Annotated in this window: 13 protein-coding genes; 5 read left to right on the top strand and 8 right to left on the bottom strand. The window is 48.9% G+C overall.

The window, feature by feature from the left end:
* Nucleotides 1–142: 142 nt before the first annotated feature.
* Nucleotides 143–724, bottom strand: coding sequence for a superoxide dismutase [Fe] (gene sodB, locus CBE68_RS05925; RefSeq protein WP_087505156.1), 582 nt, complete (start codon nucleotides 722–724; stop codon nucleotides 143–145).
* A 227-nt stretch (nucleotides 725–951) separates the two neighbouring features.
* Between sodB and CBE68_RS05930 the strand changes: the two genes are divergently transcribed.
* Both CBE68_RS05930 and CBE68_RS05935 read left to right on the top strand, forming a co-directional pair.
* Entirely contained in the window at nucleotides 952–1,302 is a 351-nt protein-coding gene (locus tag CBE68_RS05930) for a Grx4 family monothiol glutaredoxin (protein ID WP_087505157.1), read from the top strand.
* A gap of 59 nt (nucleotides 1,303–1,361) precedes the next feature.
* Complete coding sequence (locus CBE68_RS05935) at nucleotides 1,362–1,967, top strand: peroxiredoxin (RefSeq protein ID WP_087505158.1); 606 nt, start codon at nucleotides 1,362–1,364, stop codon at nucleotides 1,965–1,967.
* A gap of 206 nt (nucleotides 1,968–2,173) precedes the next feature.
* Here the strand turns inward: CBE68_RS05935 and astB are convergent, their stop codons facing one another.
* Nucleotides 2,174–3,514, bottom strand: coding sequence for an N-succinylarginine dihydrolase (astB, locus tag CBE68_RS05940; RefSeq protein WP_087505159.1), 1,341 nt, complete (start codon nucleotides 3,512–3,514; stop codon nucleotides 2,174–2,176).
* A 282-nt stretch (nucleotides 3,515–3,796) separates the two neighbouring features.
* Here astB and topA point away from each other — a divergent pair, with 282 nt between their 5' ends.
* Nucleotides 3,797–6,442, top strand: a complete 2,646-nt coding sequence (gene topA / locus CBE68_RS05945) for a type I DNA topoisomerase (RefSeq protein ID WP_087505160.1) — start codon at nucleotides 3,797–3,799, stop codon at nucleotides 6,440–6,442.
* A gap of 99 nt (nucleotides 6,443–6,541) precedes the next feature.
* Here the strand turns inward: topA and CBE68_RS05950 are convergent, their stop codons facing one another.
* The 3 genes from CBE68_RS05950 to CBE68_RS05960 all read right to left on the bottom strand — a co-directional run bounded on the left by CBE68_RS05950 (nucleotide 6,542) and on the right by CBE68_RS05960 (nucleotide 9,648).
* A complete protein-coding gene (locus CBE68_RS05950) occupies nucleotides 6,542–7,306 on the bottom strand; it encodes a hypothetical protein (RefSeq protein WP_087505161.1) in 765 nt (254 codons plus the stop codon).
* 67 nt (nucleotides 7,307–7,373) lie between these two features.
* A complete protein-coding gene (locus CBE68_RS05955) occupies nucleotides 7,374–8,063 on the bottom strand; it encodes a sensor histidine kinase (RefSeq protein ID WP_087505162.1) in 690 nt (229 codons plus the stop codon).
* A gap of 13 nt (nucleotides 8,064–8,076) precedes the next feature.
* The gene (locus CBE68_RS05960; protein ID WP_087505163.1) at nucleotides 8,077–9,648 is read right to left on the bottom strand and encodes a tetratricopeptide repeat-containing response regulator; all 1,572 of its coding nucleotides are present in this window, start codon (nucleotides 9,646–9,648) and stop codon (nucleotides 8,077–8,079) included.
* A gap of 98 nt (nucleotides 9,649–9,746) precedes the next feature.
* Between CBE68_RS05960 and cysB the strand changes: the two genes are divergently transcribed.
* The gene (gene cysB, locus CBE68_RS05965) at nucleotides 9,747–10,721 is read left to right on the top strand and encodes an HTH-type transcriptional regulator CysB (RefSeq protein WP_087505164.1); all 975 of its coding nucleotides are present in this window, start codon (nucleotides 9,747–9,749) and stop codon (nucleotides 10,719–10,721) included.
* Here cysB and CBE68_RS05970 read toward each other — a convergent pair.
* The 3 genes from CBE68_RS05970 to pabB all read right to left on the bottom strand — a co-directional run bounded on the left by CBE68_RS05970 (nucleotide 10,718) and on the right by pabB (nucleotide 14,187).
* Nucleotides 10,718–12,088 (bottom strand): L-serine ammonia-lyase, encoded by a 1,371-nt coding sequence (locus CBE68_RS05970; protein WP_087505165.1) that lies wholly within the window; start codon nucleotides 12,086–12,088, stop codon nucleotides 10,718–10,720. The two genes, cysB and CBE68_RS05970, sit on opposite strands and share 4 nt — an antisense overlap.
* A 120-nt stretch (nucleotides 12,089–12,208) precedes the next feature.
* Nucleotides 12,209–12,796 (bottom strand): CoA pyrophosphatase, encoded by a 588-nt coding sequence (locus CBE68_RS05975; RefSeq protein ID WP_087505166.1) that lies wholly within the window; start codon nucleotides 12,794–12,796, stop codon nucleotides 12,209–12,211.
* Complete coding sequence (pabB, locus tag CBE68_RS05980) at nucleotides 12,793–14,187, bottom strand: aminodeoxychorismate synthase component I (protein WP_229744678.1); 1,395 nt, start codon at nucleotides 14,185–14,187, stop codon at nucleotides 12,793–12,795. The genes CBE68_RS05975 and pabB overlap by 4 nt, the downstream gene beginning before the upstream one ends.
* Before the next feature lie 133 nt (nucleotides 14,188–14,320).
* Here pabB and CBE68_RS05985 point away from each other — a divergent pair, with 133 nt between their 5' ends.
* Nucleotides 14,321–15,850, top strand: coding sequence for a fumarate hydratase (locus CBE68_RS05985; protein ID WP_087505167.1), 1,530 nt, complete (start codon nucleotides 14,321–14,323; stop codon nucleotides 15,848–15,850).
* Nucleotides 15,851–15,876 lie beyond the last annotated feature (26 nt).

Raw genomic sequence — 15,876 nt, forward strand, 5'->3', positions numbered from 1 at the left:
GATACTCCCCAAAAAGTAGTGTGGAGATCAGATCGAAGTTAACGGAAAAAGTTCAAAAAAATCCCCGCCAATTGCTTAGCGGGGATTTGTGTATAAGAGACAGCCTAAAAGGCGGCTTTAACATTGAAAAGTAGCGACTGGCTTAGGCAAAGTTTTCTGCTGCGAAGTCCCAGTTTGCCAATTTCCAGAACGCTTCCATGTAGCTTGGGCGCAAGTTACGGAAATCGATGTAGTAAGCGTGCTCCCACAAATCAACGGTCAGCAGTGGTGTAACACCTTCTTCGGTTAGCGGCGTTGCTGCGTTTGAGGTGTTAACGATGGCCAAAGAACCATCAGCTTTTTTCACCAACCAAGTCCAGCTAGAGCCGAAGTTGTTGATCGCGCTGTCGGTGAACTTGGCTTTGAACTCGTCGAAAGAACCGAAGGCTGCATTGATAGCTTCTGCCAATGCTCCAGTCGGCTCACCGCCGCCATTTGGGCTCAGGCAGTGCCAGTAAAATGTGTGGTTCCAGATCTGTGCAGCGTTGTTGAATACACCACCGCTCGATGTTTTAACAACATCTTCTAGGCTTTTTCCTTCGTACTCGGTGCCCTCAACCAGACCATTTAACTTGACCACGTATGTGTTGTGGTGTTTGCCGTAGTGATACTCTAAAGTTTCTTTAGAAATCAATGGCTCTAATGCGTCTTTCTCATATGGTAGGGGGGGTAATTCGAATGCCATATCTCTCGTCTCCATTGGCAGGGTGTTATGCCCTTTTGATGATTTTTTTATACTGAAGCTATTCTAACGGGTATTTACAAAACGAAAAGCCACATTTAGTTATTTTTGAATGTCTCTACCTATCAAACTAATAGGCAAAAACCACTCCAACAGTCGGTTTGATTCGCTACACTAGCTGCGTACAATGTTGCCTCTGATAAAAATTCATTGGCCTAAAGAGAACATTTATGGAAACGCTGGACCGTATCAAAAAGCAAATCGCAGAAAACCCAATTCTTCTGTACATGAAAGGCTCTCCGAAATTGCCGAGCTGCGGCTTTTCTTCGCAAGCTTCGCAAGTTCTGATGCAGTGTGGTGAGCGCTTTGCTTACGTTGATATTTTGCAAAATCCTGACATCCGAGCAGAACTCCCTGCTTATGCCAATTGGCCGACTTTCCCACAATTGTGGATTGATGGTGAGCTAATTGGTGGCTGCGACATCATCATTGAGATGTTTCAGCAGGGTGAGCTGCAACCGATGATCAAGGAAACAGCGGCAAAATATGCCGATGATGCGAGCGATTCAGCGTCGGAATAACTGAACATCTGGTAGCTGGCCCAAAAGGGGGCCAGAGCCTCATAAAATGGAGATAAACAATGGCTGTTTTAGTTGGTCGTCCCGCCCCAGATTTTACTGCTGCTGCAGTGCTTGGTAACGGTGAAATCGTTGATAGCTTCAACCTGAAAGAGTACATCGCTGGTTCTAAAGCGGTAGTTTTCTTCTACCCACTGGACTTCACTTTCGTTTGTCCATCTGAGTTGATCGCATTCGATCACCGCATTGAAGAATTCGAAAAGCGTGGCGTTAAGGTTATCGGTGTGTCTATCGATTCTCACTTCTCTCACAATGCGTGGCGTAACACTGCTATCGAAGATGGCGGTATCGGTGCTGTTAAGTACCCACTTGTTGCTGATATTAAACACGAAATCTGCCAAGCCTACGACGTAGAGCATCCAGAAGCAGGTGTTGCGTTCCGTGGTTCATTCTTGATCGATTCTGAAGGCAACGTTCGCCACCAAGTCGTTAACGACCTGCCTCTAGGCCGTAACGTTGACGAAATGCTGCGAATGGTTGACGCCCTGAACTTCCACGAGAAGAACGGTGAAGTTTGCCCAGCACAGTGGGAAGAAGGCAAAGAAGGTATGGACGCGTCACCAGAAGGTGTTGCTAAGTACTTGTCTGAAAACGCTGAAGGCCTGTAATTACACAGCCTCGTTTAAAGCGTAAAAAAAACCGGAGCTAAGCTCCGGTTTTTTGTTTTGCTCAGAACGCTCGACAAAGGGGCAAGGACCAATTCGACAAGCATCCGCCGCAGGGAGCGGCGGCTGAGCCATCAGGGATGATTTTACGGCGTCTTGTCGTGTTGATTCTTGCCTCTTTGCTTTTGCTGGAAAACCTGCGTTGTTTGTCAGGCCTGCTGAAACGGGTAAATCGAGCCGAGCTGAAGCAGTTGAGTCAGTTCATCAAGCGCGGTGTTACACTCTTGGACGAATACCGGATCGGCGAGATCGGCGACGTCCACACGATCACGGTAATGTTGCTTCACCCAGGCTTCCAGAGCGCTGATTTTAGTCTCATTCATAACACAGGCTTGATTGACTGCAGCTTGTTCTTGCTCGCTCAGTACCACACGCAAGCGCAAGCAAGCCGGGCCACCGCCGTTTTGCATGCTCTGTTTGACGTCAATATATTCAACATGCTGTATTGCCGTGTTTTGCTGTAACAAGTTGTTCAGATAACGATAGACAGATTCTGTTTGTTGACACTCAGTTGGAGCAATCAATGCCATATTGCCGTTTAGCGAAATCAACTGAGTATTGAACAGGTAGCTGGCAACGGCGTCGGCAACAGGCACTTCAGCAAGCGGTACCTTGATGAATTCCATCTCGCCTAAGTCGTCAAATGCGCGTTGCAAATCGGTCTTCGTTTGAGCCTCATCAGCAAAGGCTAATTCGTGATAAAACAATGCATTACCATTGCCTACCGAAATGACATCGTTATGGAAAACACCGGCATCAATGACGTCAGGGTTTTGCTGCGAATAGACAGTGCGATCAGTGCTTAAACCATGGCGTCTGGCAACCGCTTGGCTTGCTTCTAAGGTTTGTCGTGCTGGAAACTTTTGTGGTTGTGGTTTGCTACCATCAAATGCAGCTTTGCCGTAGACAAAGAATTCTACCCCATCACTGCCGTAACCATTACAAAAGCGAGTGTGGTTCGCTGCGCCTTCATCACCGAAGTGATCGCTCATTGGCAGCGCACCGTGATGGACAAAATGATCCTGGCTGGGAAACACGCGTTCGAGAAGTGCAGTGGTAAATGGATGCTCCAACGAACGGTGAAATTTATTGATTAGGTTGGCCGCACTGAAGTGAACTTTGCCGTCGGCTGTATCTGGACTCGGTGACACCGTTGCTGCGTTGGCTGTCCACATTGAAGATGCGGAGACACAAGCGTTAAAAATTGCCGGCGCTTGGGCTAACGCTTGGCTCATTACATCAGCGTCATTGCCCTGAAAGCCGATGGCTCGCAATGCTTGCACATGTGGGCGTTGTTGCGGCGCAAAGACACCTTGCGGGATACCCAACGACATCAGCTTACGCATTTTGCCTAAGCCTTGCAGTGCGGCTTGTTGAGGGTTTGATGTTGAATTGGCGTTGCCTGTCGAAGCGACGTTACCGAAAGATAAACCAGCGTAATTGTGATTTGGACCAACCAGTCCATCGAAATTGAATTCTTGATAGGTCATTACCTATGTGCCTCTCATTGACCTTTTATGCTCACATTGTCTTTTGTGGAGCCATTTTTTATAGAAAAGGCAAGGTCTTCCTTGCTCGAGTAATTGCTCGTTTTACAGGTTTATTAGGAGCGGATCAACTCAACGAGTAGGTAAAAATATTCGAGTTAATATGTCATTTGTTGGAGAAAAATTTGCAATGAAAAGTTGACATCCTTGCATCTGGGGCGTTATGCCTCTATATATACGCTTCTTTTTCTGCCACTTATCGTTTGAAGGACAGCAGTAATCTTTATGGGAAAATCGCTGGTCATAGTGGAGTCGCCCGCCAAGGCGAAGACTATTAACAAATATTTAGGCAAGGACTTCATCGTTAAGTCCAGTGTCGGCCATATCCGTGACTTGCCGACAGGCTCTCGGTCATCTTCTTCGACTGCTAACCGCAAACGGACCTCTACTGCGGGAATGTCACCTGAGCAAAAAGCCAAGCTCAAGAAGCAAAAAGAGCAGGCGGCTCTGGTCACGCGCATGGGCATTGATCCCAACAAAGGGTGGCAAGCAAGCTATGAAGTGCTGCCCGGCAAAGAAAAAGTGGTCAATGAGCTAAAAACGCTGGCAGCGAAAGCTGACAACATTTACCTCGCAACGGATTTGGACCGCGAAGGGGAGGCCATCGCTTGGCATTTGCAGCAAGTGATCGGCGGTGATCCGGAGCGGTATCAGCGCGTGGTGTTTAATGAAATCACCAAATCAGCGATCAAAGATGCCTTTGCGAACCCTGCTCACTTAAACACAGATCGGGTTAATGCGCAGCAGGCGCGTCGCTTTCTCGATCGAGTGGTGGGCTTTATGGTCTCGCCGCTGCTATGGAAGAAAGTTGCTCGGGGATTGTCTGCCGGTCGTGTGCAGTCGGTCGCTGTGCGCTTAGTGGTTGAGCGCGAACGAGAAATCAAAGCCTTCATCCCCGAAGAGTTTTGGCGAATTCACGCTGATTTAAGCGTTTCTGGAGAGCAGTTCCGAGCAGAGTTGCAACGCTATGCCGGTAAAGCTTTCAAAGCTGTCAATGAAGAGCAAGCCAATGCTGCAGCTGCGGCGATTAACGCTTCTCAGTTTATTGTGGCTGACCGCGAAACGAAACCAAGCCGCTCCCGACCTTCGGCACCATTTATTACCTCGACCTTGCAGCAAGCAGCGAGCACTCGTCTGGGTTTTGGTGTGAAGAAAACCATGATGTTGGCTCAACGCCTTTATGAAGCCGGCCACATTACGTATATGCGTACTGACTCAACCAACTTGAGTCAGCAGGCTGTATCAGCTTGTCGTGATTACATCGGCGCCAACTTTGGTAGCAACTATTTGCCACAGGCGGCCAATGTCTACGGCAGCAAGGACAATGCACAAGAGGCTCACGAAGCGATACGGCCTTCTGACGTTAACCTAGTGGCTTCGCAACTATCTGGTGTTGAAAGGGACGCAGAGCGCCTCTACGAGCTTATTTGGAAGCAATTTGTCGCTTGTCAGATGGTACCGGCAGAATACGATGCCACTAAACTGACGGTACAAGCCGGTGATTACGAATTCCGTGCCAGCGGTCGAACCCTTAAGTTTGATGGCTGGACCCGAGTGTTAGCACCATTGGTTCGCAAGGCAGAAGACGAAGTGATCTTGCCTGCTGTGACCAAAGGGCAAGCAATCAACAAAGAGAAGTTGGAGCAAAAACAACACTTCACTAAACCTCCTGCACGTTTCAGCGAAGCGTCGTTAGTGAAGGAACTTGAGAAACGCGGCATCGGCCGACCATCGACTTATGCCAGCATTATTTCGACTATTCAAGATCGCGGCTACGTGCGCCTCGAAACGCGCCGGTTCTACGCCGAGAAAATGGGCGAAATTGTGACTGATCGGTTATTGCAGAATTTTGATGACCTGATGAGCTACGACTTTACTGCGCAGATGGAAAGTACCCTCGATCAGGTCGCTTCTGGTGAACAAAACTGGCTTGATGTGTTGGACGTCTTTTACGCTGATTTTTCGGGCAAGTTAGAAACTGCAGAGCTACCCGCTGATGAAGGCGGTATGTCTGACAACCAGATGGTCATGACCGACATTCCGTGTGGCAAGTGTGGCCGTCCTATGGGGATCCGTACTGCTCGCACAGGCGTTTTCTTAGGATGTTCTGGTTATGCATTGCCTCCGAAAGAGCGTTGCAACAACACCATGAACCTGACATCTGGTGATGAAGCTGAATCGGCTCTGGAGTCAGAAACCGAATCTCTGATGGCGAAACATCGTTGCCCTAAATGTGGCACTGCGATGGATAGTTACTTAATTGATACCGAACGCAAACTTCATGTTTGTGGTAACAACCCTCGCTGCGATGGCTATATCGTTGAGAAGGGCGAGTTCAAGATTAAAGGTTACGACGGGCCCGTTATTGAATGTGATCGCTGTAGCTCTGATATGCAGTTGCTGAATGGTCGCTTCGGTAAGTACTTTGCCTGTACCAACGAAGAGTGTAAGAACACTCGTAAGCTGTTGAAAAATGGCGAACCAGCACCACCGAAAGAAGATCCAGTGATGCTGCCAGAGCTACCATGTGAGAAATCCGATGCACACTTTGTGTTGCGTGACGGCGCAGCGGGTATCTTCTTGGCTGCCAGCACGTTCCCCAAGTCGCGCGAAACTCGGGCGCCGTTGGTTGAAGAGCTTGCTCGGTTTAGAGAACGTATTTCGCCGAAGTTCTACTATCTCGCTGATGCGCCTGCCAAGGACCCAGATGGCAATCCGTCACTTGTTCGCTTTAGTCGCAAAAACAAAGAGCAATACGTGATGTCTGAAGTTGCTGGTAAAGCAACTGGCTGGGTCGCACATTACCGGGATGGTGAGTGGCACCAAGAGCAAACCAAGGGTAAGAAAACCACTAAGGCGAAGAAAAAGTAACGCTTAGAGATAAAAAAACCACCGCAATGCGGTGGTTTTTTTGTGTCTACTGGCAACAAAAAACGGACCCTGAAGGTCCGTTTGTCGATACAAATGCGGCTACCATTTTTTCTTGTTGAAAATCAGATCATCCTCGTCGGATTTGCGCTTCAGCTTGGCTTGGTTCTCTTCTTCAACCTTGCGGTTTACCGCAGCAAGTTCTGCTCTCAATCGTTCGATATCACTAATTTTGCCGGCAATATACTCATCGGGAACAGTGACGGCAGAGATGACAGTTTCGGCTTTATCAAGCATTTGACGGCAAGAGCCATATTGCTTGGTTAACATTGACGATGTCGCTCGCGACATCAGGTTTTCCAAGTTGATTCTGATCAGCAAGCGGTCGATTCTTTTTTCTTCATCAACGAAAACCGCGGGCGAAACCTGGCCTTTGTTGTGTTCGGCACGAATCAGTAAACGCAGTTTCTTTAAGCCTTGGAGTAGAGCGATGGCTTGTTTCTCGTTGTCGGGAACCTGAAACGCGCGCTCAGAAATTTCACTGTAGCCGCCATCAAGCTCTTTCAGCTGGCCATTAATGTCCTTTAATCGACGATTGACCTCATCGGTGCCTTGAACCTTCTGCCAACTTTGCAACGCATTTACTACACGTGTCAGCAGTACGCGCATAAGTTGCTTGCTCATCGGCATCTTGCTGCTCAGCAGCATGACATCTTCGGTCTCATCGATGATCGCTTTCTGGCGAGCAATTTCTGTACGGCGCTCTGCGTTTTGACGTTCTTTTTGTTGTTGCATCACATTGACGATGATGACAAGAAATATGAGTGCCACAATCAGCGCTACAATTATGATTGCCGTACCAGTCATTAGACCTTTATCCTGTACATTAAGTTTTTGTATTCCAAGGCTCTATACTCTATCGAAAAGCAGTGCATTAGGGTAGCGTTAATGTAAAGACGCTGCCGCCGAAATGGCCACCATTCGAGAGCTCAATATTACCCTGAATCGATTTATTCTTGTGTGAGCGTGCAATCAATCCAGCAAAGTATAACCCCAAGCCGGTGCGGCCGTTCTTAATATCAAATGACTGCAAATCGCTGGTGGTATCAAATTTTAGCATTTGCTCGGGGTAACCGTTGCCATCGTCTTCAATAACGATTTCCAACATTTGCTCGTCATTCACTCGAGCGCTCAGCAATAGTTGTTTGTTGCAATACCTGAGGGCATTGTTCACCACATCGGTGAGTAAGTTATTGATCAAATCGCCATCGAGATACCAAATTAGGTCTGGATCGACATCGGTATCGATGACAATTGCTTTGCTTTCAAGATACAACGAGTTTTTGGCAATTAACTCGTCGAACAGATCGGCAACGAAGTACTCTTCGATGGTTAATGGCAGACGTTGGCGCTCAAGCCGGTACAAACTCAATAGTTGCATCAGGTTGGTATTAACCCGATAGGCCTCATAGTGGAGCTTGGCTAATTCTTGCTGTTGTTCGGCGGGAAGATCGTTGTTGTCGGCCAGCTGCTCGATGGATTGCAACAACATAAACAAGCTGTTTTTCATATCGTGGACGCAGGCGGCGAGCACGGTTGAGAAATCTAATTGATGATCTGGCATTTATTGATCCCTACTACAACTGTTGAACCTTGCTCTTCAACGTTTGATATCGTTTATATCTTGGATTATTCGGTTGTAAAAATCGCTGTTGATCCAATAATGTGGTGCATTCATCACGAACTTTCATACGATCAGTGCCTGGTGGCAAGTGTTTCAGTAGCGCTTGCACCAAGTTAAGAGTAATCGCGGTGCTTGCGGGGTTATTGGCTACCGCCTCTCTAAAACTATCAATTGCCGCCACGTAATCACCCGCTTCATATTGTTTAATTCCGCGCACATTTTCGACACTTTTGGCTGCAATTTGTTCACGTTGCTGGTGTTGTTCTCGCGATTGTTTTAGTTGCTGCTCAACGTGTTGCCGATGTTCAACCATATTGGTCTGCTGTAAGCCTTTTTGTAGCATAGCCAAGGTCAACTCATCTTGTTGTTGCATCATTCCCGGAGCTTGTTCATAGACTTGAGTCAGTAACTGCTCCGCCTGTTTGCTTGATCCTTGTACTCGCGCCATTTGTGCTTGCAGTATCAATCCTTGGCTATGATGGCGTTCATCGATTTTCTGACGACTGAAACGTGTCAGTTGTTCTTGTGCTTCGGCTATTAAGCGGCGCCGGTTAACGCCGGATTCCACTTCTGCGTGAGTGATGAGTTGATTTAAGTAATGGACATTGTCATCAGGCTCGGCCTGCACCGAGTGCACACCCAATTCGTGAATGTGGCGCAGAGCCCTTAGCTCAGCTTGGGGATCTTTATTGAGCTTGGCAATTTGTGCGGCAATGCGCTGACGTTTGATCGAACGCGGTGAAATAGCGATTGCTTGCTTAATAAAGTCGTAAGCCTCTGGATATTGCCCTTGCGCCATGTAGCACTTCGCCAACAATTCCATGGCATCGATCGCTCGGTTGTTCTCCGCTAGAACTTGTTTAGCGACATCAATGCAAGCATCGATTTCAGCCAACATGAAATGACTTTCAGCCAAACCTTGCAGTGCCCATCGTGATGCCCGAACATCAATCATTTGTTGATAGATGGCTTTGGCTTCTGCCGGTTTTTCCTGACGTAAGAGGATCTCTGCTAACAAACGATAGCAGGCGCCGGCATAGCGGCTTTTGGCTTTAATATGAGCGGTGCAGCGCTGCCGAGCGAGGGGGTAATCATGCTGACCCAACGCCTCGTATATGTCGGAGAGTTCAGCTTTCTGCTGTAACAGACGCGTCAACCTGGTTCTCAGGTTGGCTTTGTTGATAGGTTTTGATAAGTAATCATCGGGCCTGAATTCCAGCGCCCCCATGACCATGCTAAGCGACGTCTCGGCGGTGATCAGGACGAACACCGTATCAGCACGCAACCAACCCCTGAGGCTGATTTCTTCGAGTACTTGCTGGCCGTTTTGCTGCTTGCCTAAGTTGTAATCGCACAACACGATGTGGTGGCGGTTTTGTTGATACTGTGCAACTGCCTCTTCACCGTTTTTAGCTAAGTCGACTGCGGCGCAACCAAAGCCATCAACCATAGAACGCAATGACAGCCGAAATTCGGCGAAATCATCAACAATCAGTACCTTTTTTTGACTAAACAAGTCGTACATGCAGTTAAATTGTTATTCCATTGAGTTGGAGAAAAGGATACGGTTTCGTACAGTCAAGTCTAATGCTCTGCTCACAGTTAGCAAATTGAGGGAACAAAATGAAATTGCAGCAACTTCGATACATAGTGGAAGTGTTCAACCATAACCTCAATGTTTCAGCCACGGCAGAGAGTTTATACACCTCTCAACCAGGTATTAGTAAACAAGTTAGAATGCTTGAAGACGAGCTTGGTGTTCAAATTTTTGGTCGTAGCGGCAAACACTTAAGCCATGTAACACCAGCAGGGCAGCAAATCCTAGAGGTTGCCCGGTCGATGCTTGAACAGGCTGACAGTATTCGGGCGATTGCCAGCGAGCACACTCGCCCAGATGAAGGCTTACTAAACATTGCGACGACCCATACTCAAGCCCGCTACGCATTACCTGAAGTTATTAAAGGCTTTATGGAGCGCTTTCCAAAGGTCAGTCTGAATATGCATCAGGGAACACCCGCACAACTCAGTGAAGTGGCAGCTCGTGGTGAGGCAGACTTCGCTATTGCGACTGAAGCCATGCACTTATATCAGGACTTGGTGCGGCTACCTTGTTATCACTGGACTCGCTCGCTGGTGGTGCGGCCTGATCATCCGCTTGCCCGAAGCAGCAATATCACCATCGATGAACTCGCTGAGTATCCCTTGGTCACCTATGTGTTTGGTTTTAGTGGTGGTTCAGCGCTGGATGAGGCTTTTGCAAGGGCCGGTTGCAAACCGCACATTGCTTTCACTGCCACTGATGCTGATGTCATCAAGACTTATGTGCGCCTTGGTTTAGGTGTCGGGGTGATTGCCACCATGGCAATCGATCCCGTTGTCGATAACGATCTAGTAACGATTCACACCGAGCATTTGTTTGAACGTAGTACCACAAACATCTGCTTCCGCAAAGGCACCTTCATGCGTGGCTACATGTATGATTTTATTGAGCGATTCGCTTCCCACTTAAACCGTGACTTGGTTGATCAAGCCATTGCTGCCAACTCTCCTGAGGAAATGGACGCCTTATTTTCCGACATCGAGTTGCCGGTTCGTTAGCACTCGATCACGTTTACCGCTAGGCCGCCGCGGGCCGTTTCTTTGTATTTGGTTTTCATATCGCGACCAGTATCGCGCATGGTGGTGATGACCTTGTCGAGCGGTACTTTGTGATTGCCGGAACCACGCATTGCCAGCCGAGCGGCATTAATTGCTTTGATTGCGCCCATCGCGTTGCGCTCAATACAAGGTACCTGTACTAGACCACCAATAGGGTCGCAAGTGAGGCCCAGATTGTGCTCCATGCCAATCTCGGCGGCGTTCTCTATTTGCCCGTTGGTACCACCAAGTAACGCGGTAAGCGCCGCTGCGGCCATTGAACAAGCAACGCCGACTTCACCCTGGCAACCAACCTCCGCGCCCGATATCGAGGCATTGTGTTTGTACAATGAACCGATTGCGGTTGCCGTCAGGAAGAATATCTCAAGGGTGTCATCATCCAATTCGCCGACAAAGTGTTGATAGTAGGCCAGCACGGCAGGAATAACGCCAGCAGCGCCATTAGTCGGCGCCGTGACAACTCGACCTCCGGCGGCATTCTCTTCGTTCACTGCCAGAGCATACAGGTTCACCCAATCCATCGCATTGAGTGGATCTTGATTGGTTTTTTGTTCAGCCTTTAGCTGGCGCGCGAGCAACGGAGCTCGACGTTGCAGTTTTAATCCGCCAGGCAGTACACCTTGTGTTCGGCAACCTCGGACAATGCATTGCTCCATGACAGCAGCGACCGAGCGAATGTGCTGGATGATTTGGCTGTAGTCACACCAAGCAGTTTCATTGGCTTTCATCACTGCTGCGATGGTCATCCCTTGTTCTTGGCAGTGCGCCATCAGTTCGGCACTGGTTTCAAATGGAAAAGGTAACGCAGTGTGGTTATCTTGCGGTTCCATCTGGCCCAATTGCTCAGCTGTAACGACGAAGCCTCCGCCAATCGAATAGTACTCTTGGCTCAGTATCAATTGTTTATCGCTGAACGCTTGCAGTCGCATGCCATTGCTATGTTGCGGCAGGCTTTGTCGATGGTGAAACACAATGGCGCCCTTCTTGGGAAAGCGGACGACATGCTGTTGATTCAGCGCAATCTGTTGCGTGTTGTCAATTTCTGCCAACAATTGCGGTACTTGATCAACATCGACAGTTTCAGGATCGAGTCCAAGTAGACCGAGAATCACGGCTTTGCCTGAACCATGACCTTTACCGGTTTGACCAAGTGAACCGAACAGTTCACATTTGATGTCAGTGATAACAGTCAACTGTCGCTGTTGCTGAAGTTGATCGACGAAATCGGCTGCGGCTCTCATTGGGCCGACGGTATGGGAGCTGCTGGGGCCAATTCCAACGGTAAACATGTCGCGGACACTAAACATAGAGTTCCTAGTGGGGGCTATGATTGCGGAATAGTTCGAACGCCATATTAACCTGCCACCTTGAGGTTACGCGAGCAGTGGCCACTGAAGCATTGTTGGCTCGATTGGCAAGATATGTTGTCAGCTGCGCTCGGCGTTGCGAGTTTGGCGGAATAGATGACTGTAAAGGTTGTGAATGATCCCTGCCGTTACGCCCCAGATATAGTGGCCATTCCATGGAATCCAGTAAACGTCCAATTGGCGTTGGTTACGCTTGACGGTATAACGATAATGGTTAGTCGGGTCCATTAAGTGAGCTAACGGAACCGAGAAAGTGAAGTCGACCTCTTCGGGGTTTGGCGTTGGCTGTGGTACTTGCTCAAACCAACCGATATAGGGCGTGATTGAGAAACCACTATTGGACACGTAAGTCGGTAATTGGCCCCATACAGCATCTGGCTGGATACCAATTTCTTCGTCACACTCACGCCATGCGGTGGCTTGTAAGTTGCTGTCATCTGCATCGTAACGACCACCCGGAAAACTTATCTGGCCGCCATGATGCCTGAGATGAGCGGCTCGCTGGGTGAAAAGCACATGCAGTTGTTGGTGGTGTTCAAACAGCGGAATGACAACAGCTGCCTCATGCTGATAGCTGGCCTTGTGATCTTCAATTTGCAAGGGTTGCAAACTGAACTGAGTTAGAAATTGCTGTCGACTCGCTGTCATCCTAGGTCATTCAACAAAGGTAAAATCTTGCTCACCTTATCATGGGTTTCCTGATATTCGGCTGAACATTCTGAGTCCGCGACTAAACCGCCGCCGGCCCAGCAATAAATCTGTTGGTTGTTGTCACACAACAAGGTCCGAATGGTAATGCTGGTATCCATTTGTCCGGTCACTGAAATATAACCAATCGAACCGCAATATATGTTGCGGCGGTGCGGCTCTAGTTCGTCAATGATTTCCATTGCCCGAATTTTCGGGGCGCCGGTAATTGAACCGCCGGGGAACGCGCCTTCAATCAGATCATAAACATCATGCTCATCAGAAAGCGTCGCAGTTACTGTGGAAACCATATGGTGGACAGAAGGAAAGCTTTCAATGCCAAACAGTACCGGTACATCAACGCTACCAGGGGCTGCGACCTTACTGACGTCATTGCGTAACAAGTCCACGATCATCAAATTCTCTGCGCGATCTTTGTCGGCTCGTTGCAACTCCTGCGCTTGTCTCTCATCACTAACTCGATCGTTGCCACGTGGTCGCGTGCCCTTAATCGGTTTGGTTTCTATTTGTTGCTGGCGACATTCGATAAAACGTTCTGGCGACAAGCTGAGAACTTGGCCCTTAGTGGCGTTGATGTACGCTGAAAAGGGGCCAGCATTGTGTTGTCTGAGTGCCAGATAGGCGTTAAATGGCTCACCTTCAAACTGGCTTTGGTGGCGCTGCGCTAGATTGACTTGGTAGCAATCGCCGGCTAGCAAATAGCGTTGAACTGAAGCAAACTTTGCTTGGTATTGCTGCTCCGACATGTTTGATGTCCACGGCGAAAGCAAGCGAAAATCGGCGGCCTGTTGCGCCGGGCGAAGGTGGTGCAACTCGGCGCTGAGCTTTGTGACCGCTTGGCTTTCTCCAATCACGTAGGCACGTTGCTCTGTTTGGTCGATAATCAGCGCCGCCTCATACCAACCGACTGCCATATCTGGAAAGTCGATGTCGGCCACGGCATTGTTTGGCAGGCGTTCGAGATAACGACCAAGATCATAGCCCCAAAAACCCAGCCAACCACCATCAAAGGTTTGAATCAATTGCGTGGTCGATTGCCAGGCAAGTTGTTTGGCTATGTACCGCATCGCGGCAAAAGGGGATAGCTTTGGATCGGTAGGCAGTTGCACCGGCTGTTGCCGCTGGCTGTCGATCTTGGTTTCACCCCGTTCGGTGATGAGTTTTAGGCGTGGTGACCAGGCGATGATGTGACAACGGCTATTGGCGTGATTGTTGTTTGCTGAGTCCAGCCATACGAAATCTGGTTGGCGATAAAAATGCCGAGCAATCTCCTCAGGATCACCAAATCGGTGCCAGTCTAACAGCTCAATTGCGCCTTGCCGTTGTTGCAAAAATCTGTTCTCCAATTATTGACTTACCCGCTGGTAGCGATGGGTGGCGGAGGTTATCATAGCGCCAGCGTGAAAAACATCTATACCCTCTAATAACAAACGGGACCTTAGTAATTGGTCCACGGAGATAACAATGACCATCATTCGCCAAGACGATTTGATTGAAAGCGTCGCCGATGCGCTGCAATACATCAGTTATTATCATCCCCTCGATTTTGTCAATGCACTCGCCGAAGCATACGAAAAAGAACAATCTCAGGCAGCTAAAGATGCAATTGCACAAATTCTTATCAACAGCCGAATGTCAGCCGAAGGTCGTCGACCGATTTGCCAGGATACTGGGATCGTCACTTGCTTTGTTAAAGTTGGAATGAAGGTGCAGTGGGATGGTGATCTGACGCTGCAAGAGATGATTGATGAAGGCACCCGCCGAGCATACAACAACCCTGACAATCCATTGCGTGCATCCATTGTCGCCGATCCAAACGGTAAGCGCTTGAACACCAAAGATAACACTCCAGCCGTTGTGCATACCGAATTGGTTGCAGGTGATCAGGTTGAAGTGATGATCGCAGCTAAAGGTGGGGGCTCTGAAAATAAGAGCAAAATGGTCATGCTCAATCCGTCCGATGATGTTGTTGAGTGGGTTTTGAAAACCTTGCCGACGATGGGCGCTGGCTGGTGCCCTCCGGGTATGATTGGCATTGGTATTGGTGGTACGGCCGAAAAAGCTGCGGTGTTGGCGAAGGAATCGTTAATGGATCCGGTCGATATTCACGACCTGATGGCCAAAGGTGCGGATAACGCCGATGAGCAATTACGTCTCGATTTGTATGAGAAGGCCAATAAGTTAGGTATTGGCGCCCAAGGGCTCGGTGGTTTGACTACTGTGGTCGACGTTAAAGTAAAGACTGCGCCAACTCATGCAGCGTCTAAGCCGGTCTGTATGATTCCAAATTGTGCGGCGACTCGTCACGTTCATTTCCACCTTGATGGCTCCGGCCCGGCAGAGCTCAAAGCTCCGAAAGTTTCGGATTGGCCCGAGGTCACTTGGGAAGTGGGTGACAATGTGCGTCGGGTCAATCTGGATGAAGTGAGCAAAACTGATATTCAGGAATGGAAAACAGGCGAAACAGTATTGCTCAGTGGCACTATTTTGACCGGCCGAGATGCGGCTCACAAGCGCATTCAAGAGATGCTTAGCAAAGGCGAAGGCTTACCTGAAGGTGTGGATTTTACCAATAAATTCATCTATTACGTTGGTCCAGTTGATGCTGTGGGTGATGAAGCGGTTGGACCTGCAGGCCCTACGACATCCACTCGGATGGACAAATTTACTGACATGATGCTTGCTGATACTGGCCTGATAGGCATGATTGGTAAAGCCGAGCGGGGGCCAGCGGCTGTCGAGAGTATTAAGAATCATCAAGCTGTGTACCTGATGGCTGTTGGTGGCGCAGCTTACTTGGTTGCCAAAGCGATTAAGAAAGCCAAAGTGGTCGCTTTTGAAGACTTAGGTATGGAAGCCATCTATGAGTTTGAAGTTGAAGATATGCCCGTTACGGTTGCGGTCGACAGCACTGGTGACAATGCCCACGTCCGAGGCCCAGCCTTGTGGAAAGCAAAAATCGAAGATTTGGACGCAGCACTAAGCGATTCGTGAATGGCTATTTAACTAGCAAAAAGGCC

The sequence above is a fragment of the Neiella marina genome (assembly GCF_002165625.1).
Taxonomy (GTDB): Bacteria; Pseudomonadota; Gammaproteobacteria; order Enterobacterales; family Neiellaceae; genus Neiella; species Neiella marina.

Bases quoted from the DNA above. Each gene is read 5' to 3' on its own strand.
- sodB (WP_087505156.1), bottom strand. From the start codon at position 724: ATGGCATTCGAATTACCCCCCCTACCATATGAGAAAGACGCATTAGAG.
- CBE68_RS05930 (WP_087505157.1), top strand. From the start codon at position 952: ATGGAAACGCTGGACCGTATCAAAAAGCAAATCGCAGAAAACCCAATT.
- CBE68_RS05935 (WP_087505158.1), top strand. From the start codon at position 1,362: ATGGCTGTTTTAGTTGGTCGTCCCGCCCCAGATTTTACTGCTGCTGCA.
- astB (WP_087505159.1), bottom strand. From the start codon at position 3,514: ATGACCTATCAAGAATTCAATTTCGATGGACTGGTTGGTCCAAATCAC.
- topA (WP_087505160.1), top strand. From the start codon at position 3,797: ATGGGAAAATCGCTGGTCATAGTGGAGTCGCCCGCCAAGGCGAAGACT.
- CBE68_RS05950 (WP_087505161.1), bottom strand. From the start codon at position 7,306: ATGACTGGTACGGCAATCATAATTGTAGCGCTGATTGTGGCACTCATA.
- CBE68_RS05955 (WP_087505162.1), bottom strand. From the start codon at position 8,063: ATGCCAGATCATCAATTAGATTTCTCAACCGTGCTCGCCGCCTGCGTC.
- CBE68_RS05960 (WP_087505163.1), bottom strand. From the start codon at position 9,648: ATGTACGACTTGTTTAGTCAAAAAAAGGTACTGATTGTTGATGATTTC.
- cysB (WP_087505164.1), top strand. From the start codon at position 9,747: ATGAAATTGCAGCAACTTCGATACATAGTGGAAGTGTTCAACCATAAC.
- CBE68_RS05970 (WP_087505165.1), bottom strand. From the start codon at position 12,088: ATGTTTAGTGTCCGCGACATGTTTACCGTTGGAATTGGCCCCAGCAGC.
- CBE68_RS05975 (WP_087505166.1), bottom strand. From the start codon at position 12,796: ATGACAGCGAGTCGACAGCAATTTCTAACTCAGTTCAGTTTGCAACCC.
- CBE68_RS05985 (WP_087505167.1), top strand. From the start codon at position 14,321: ATGACCATCATTCGCCAAGACGATTTGATTGAAAGCGTCGCCGATGCG.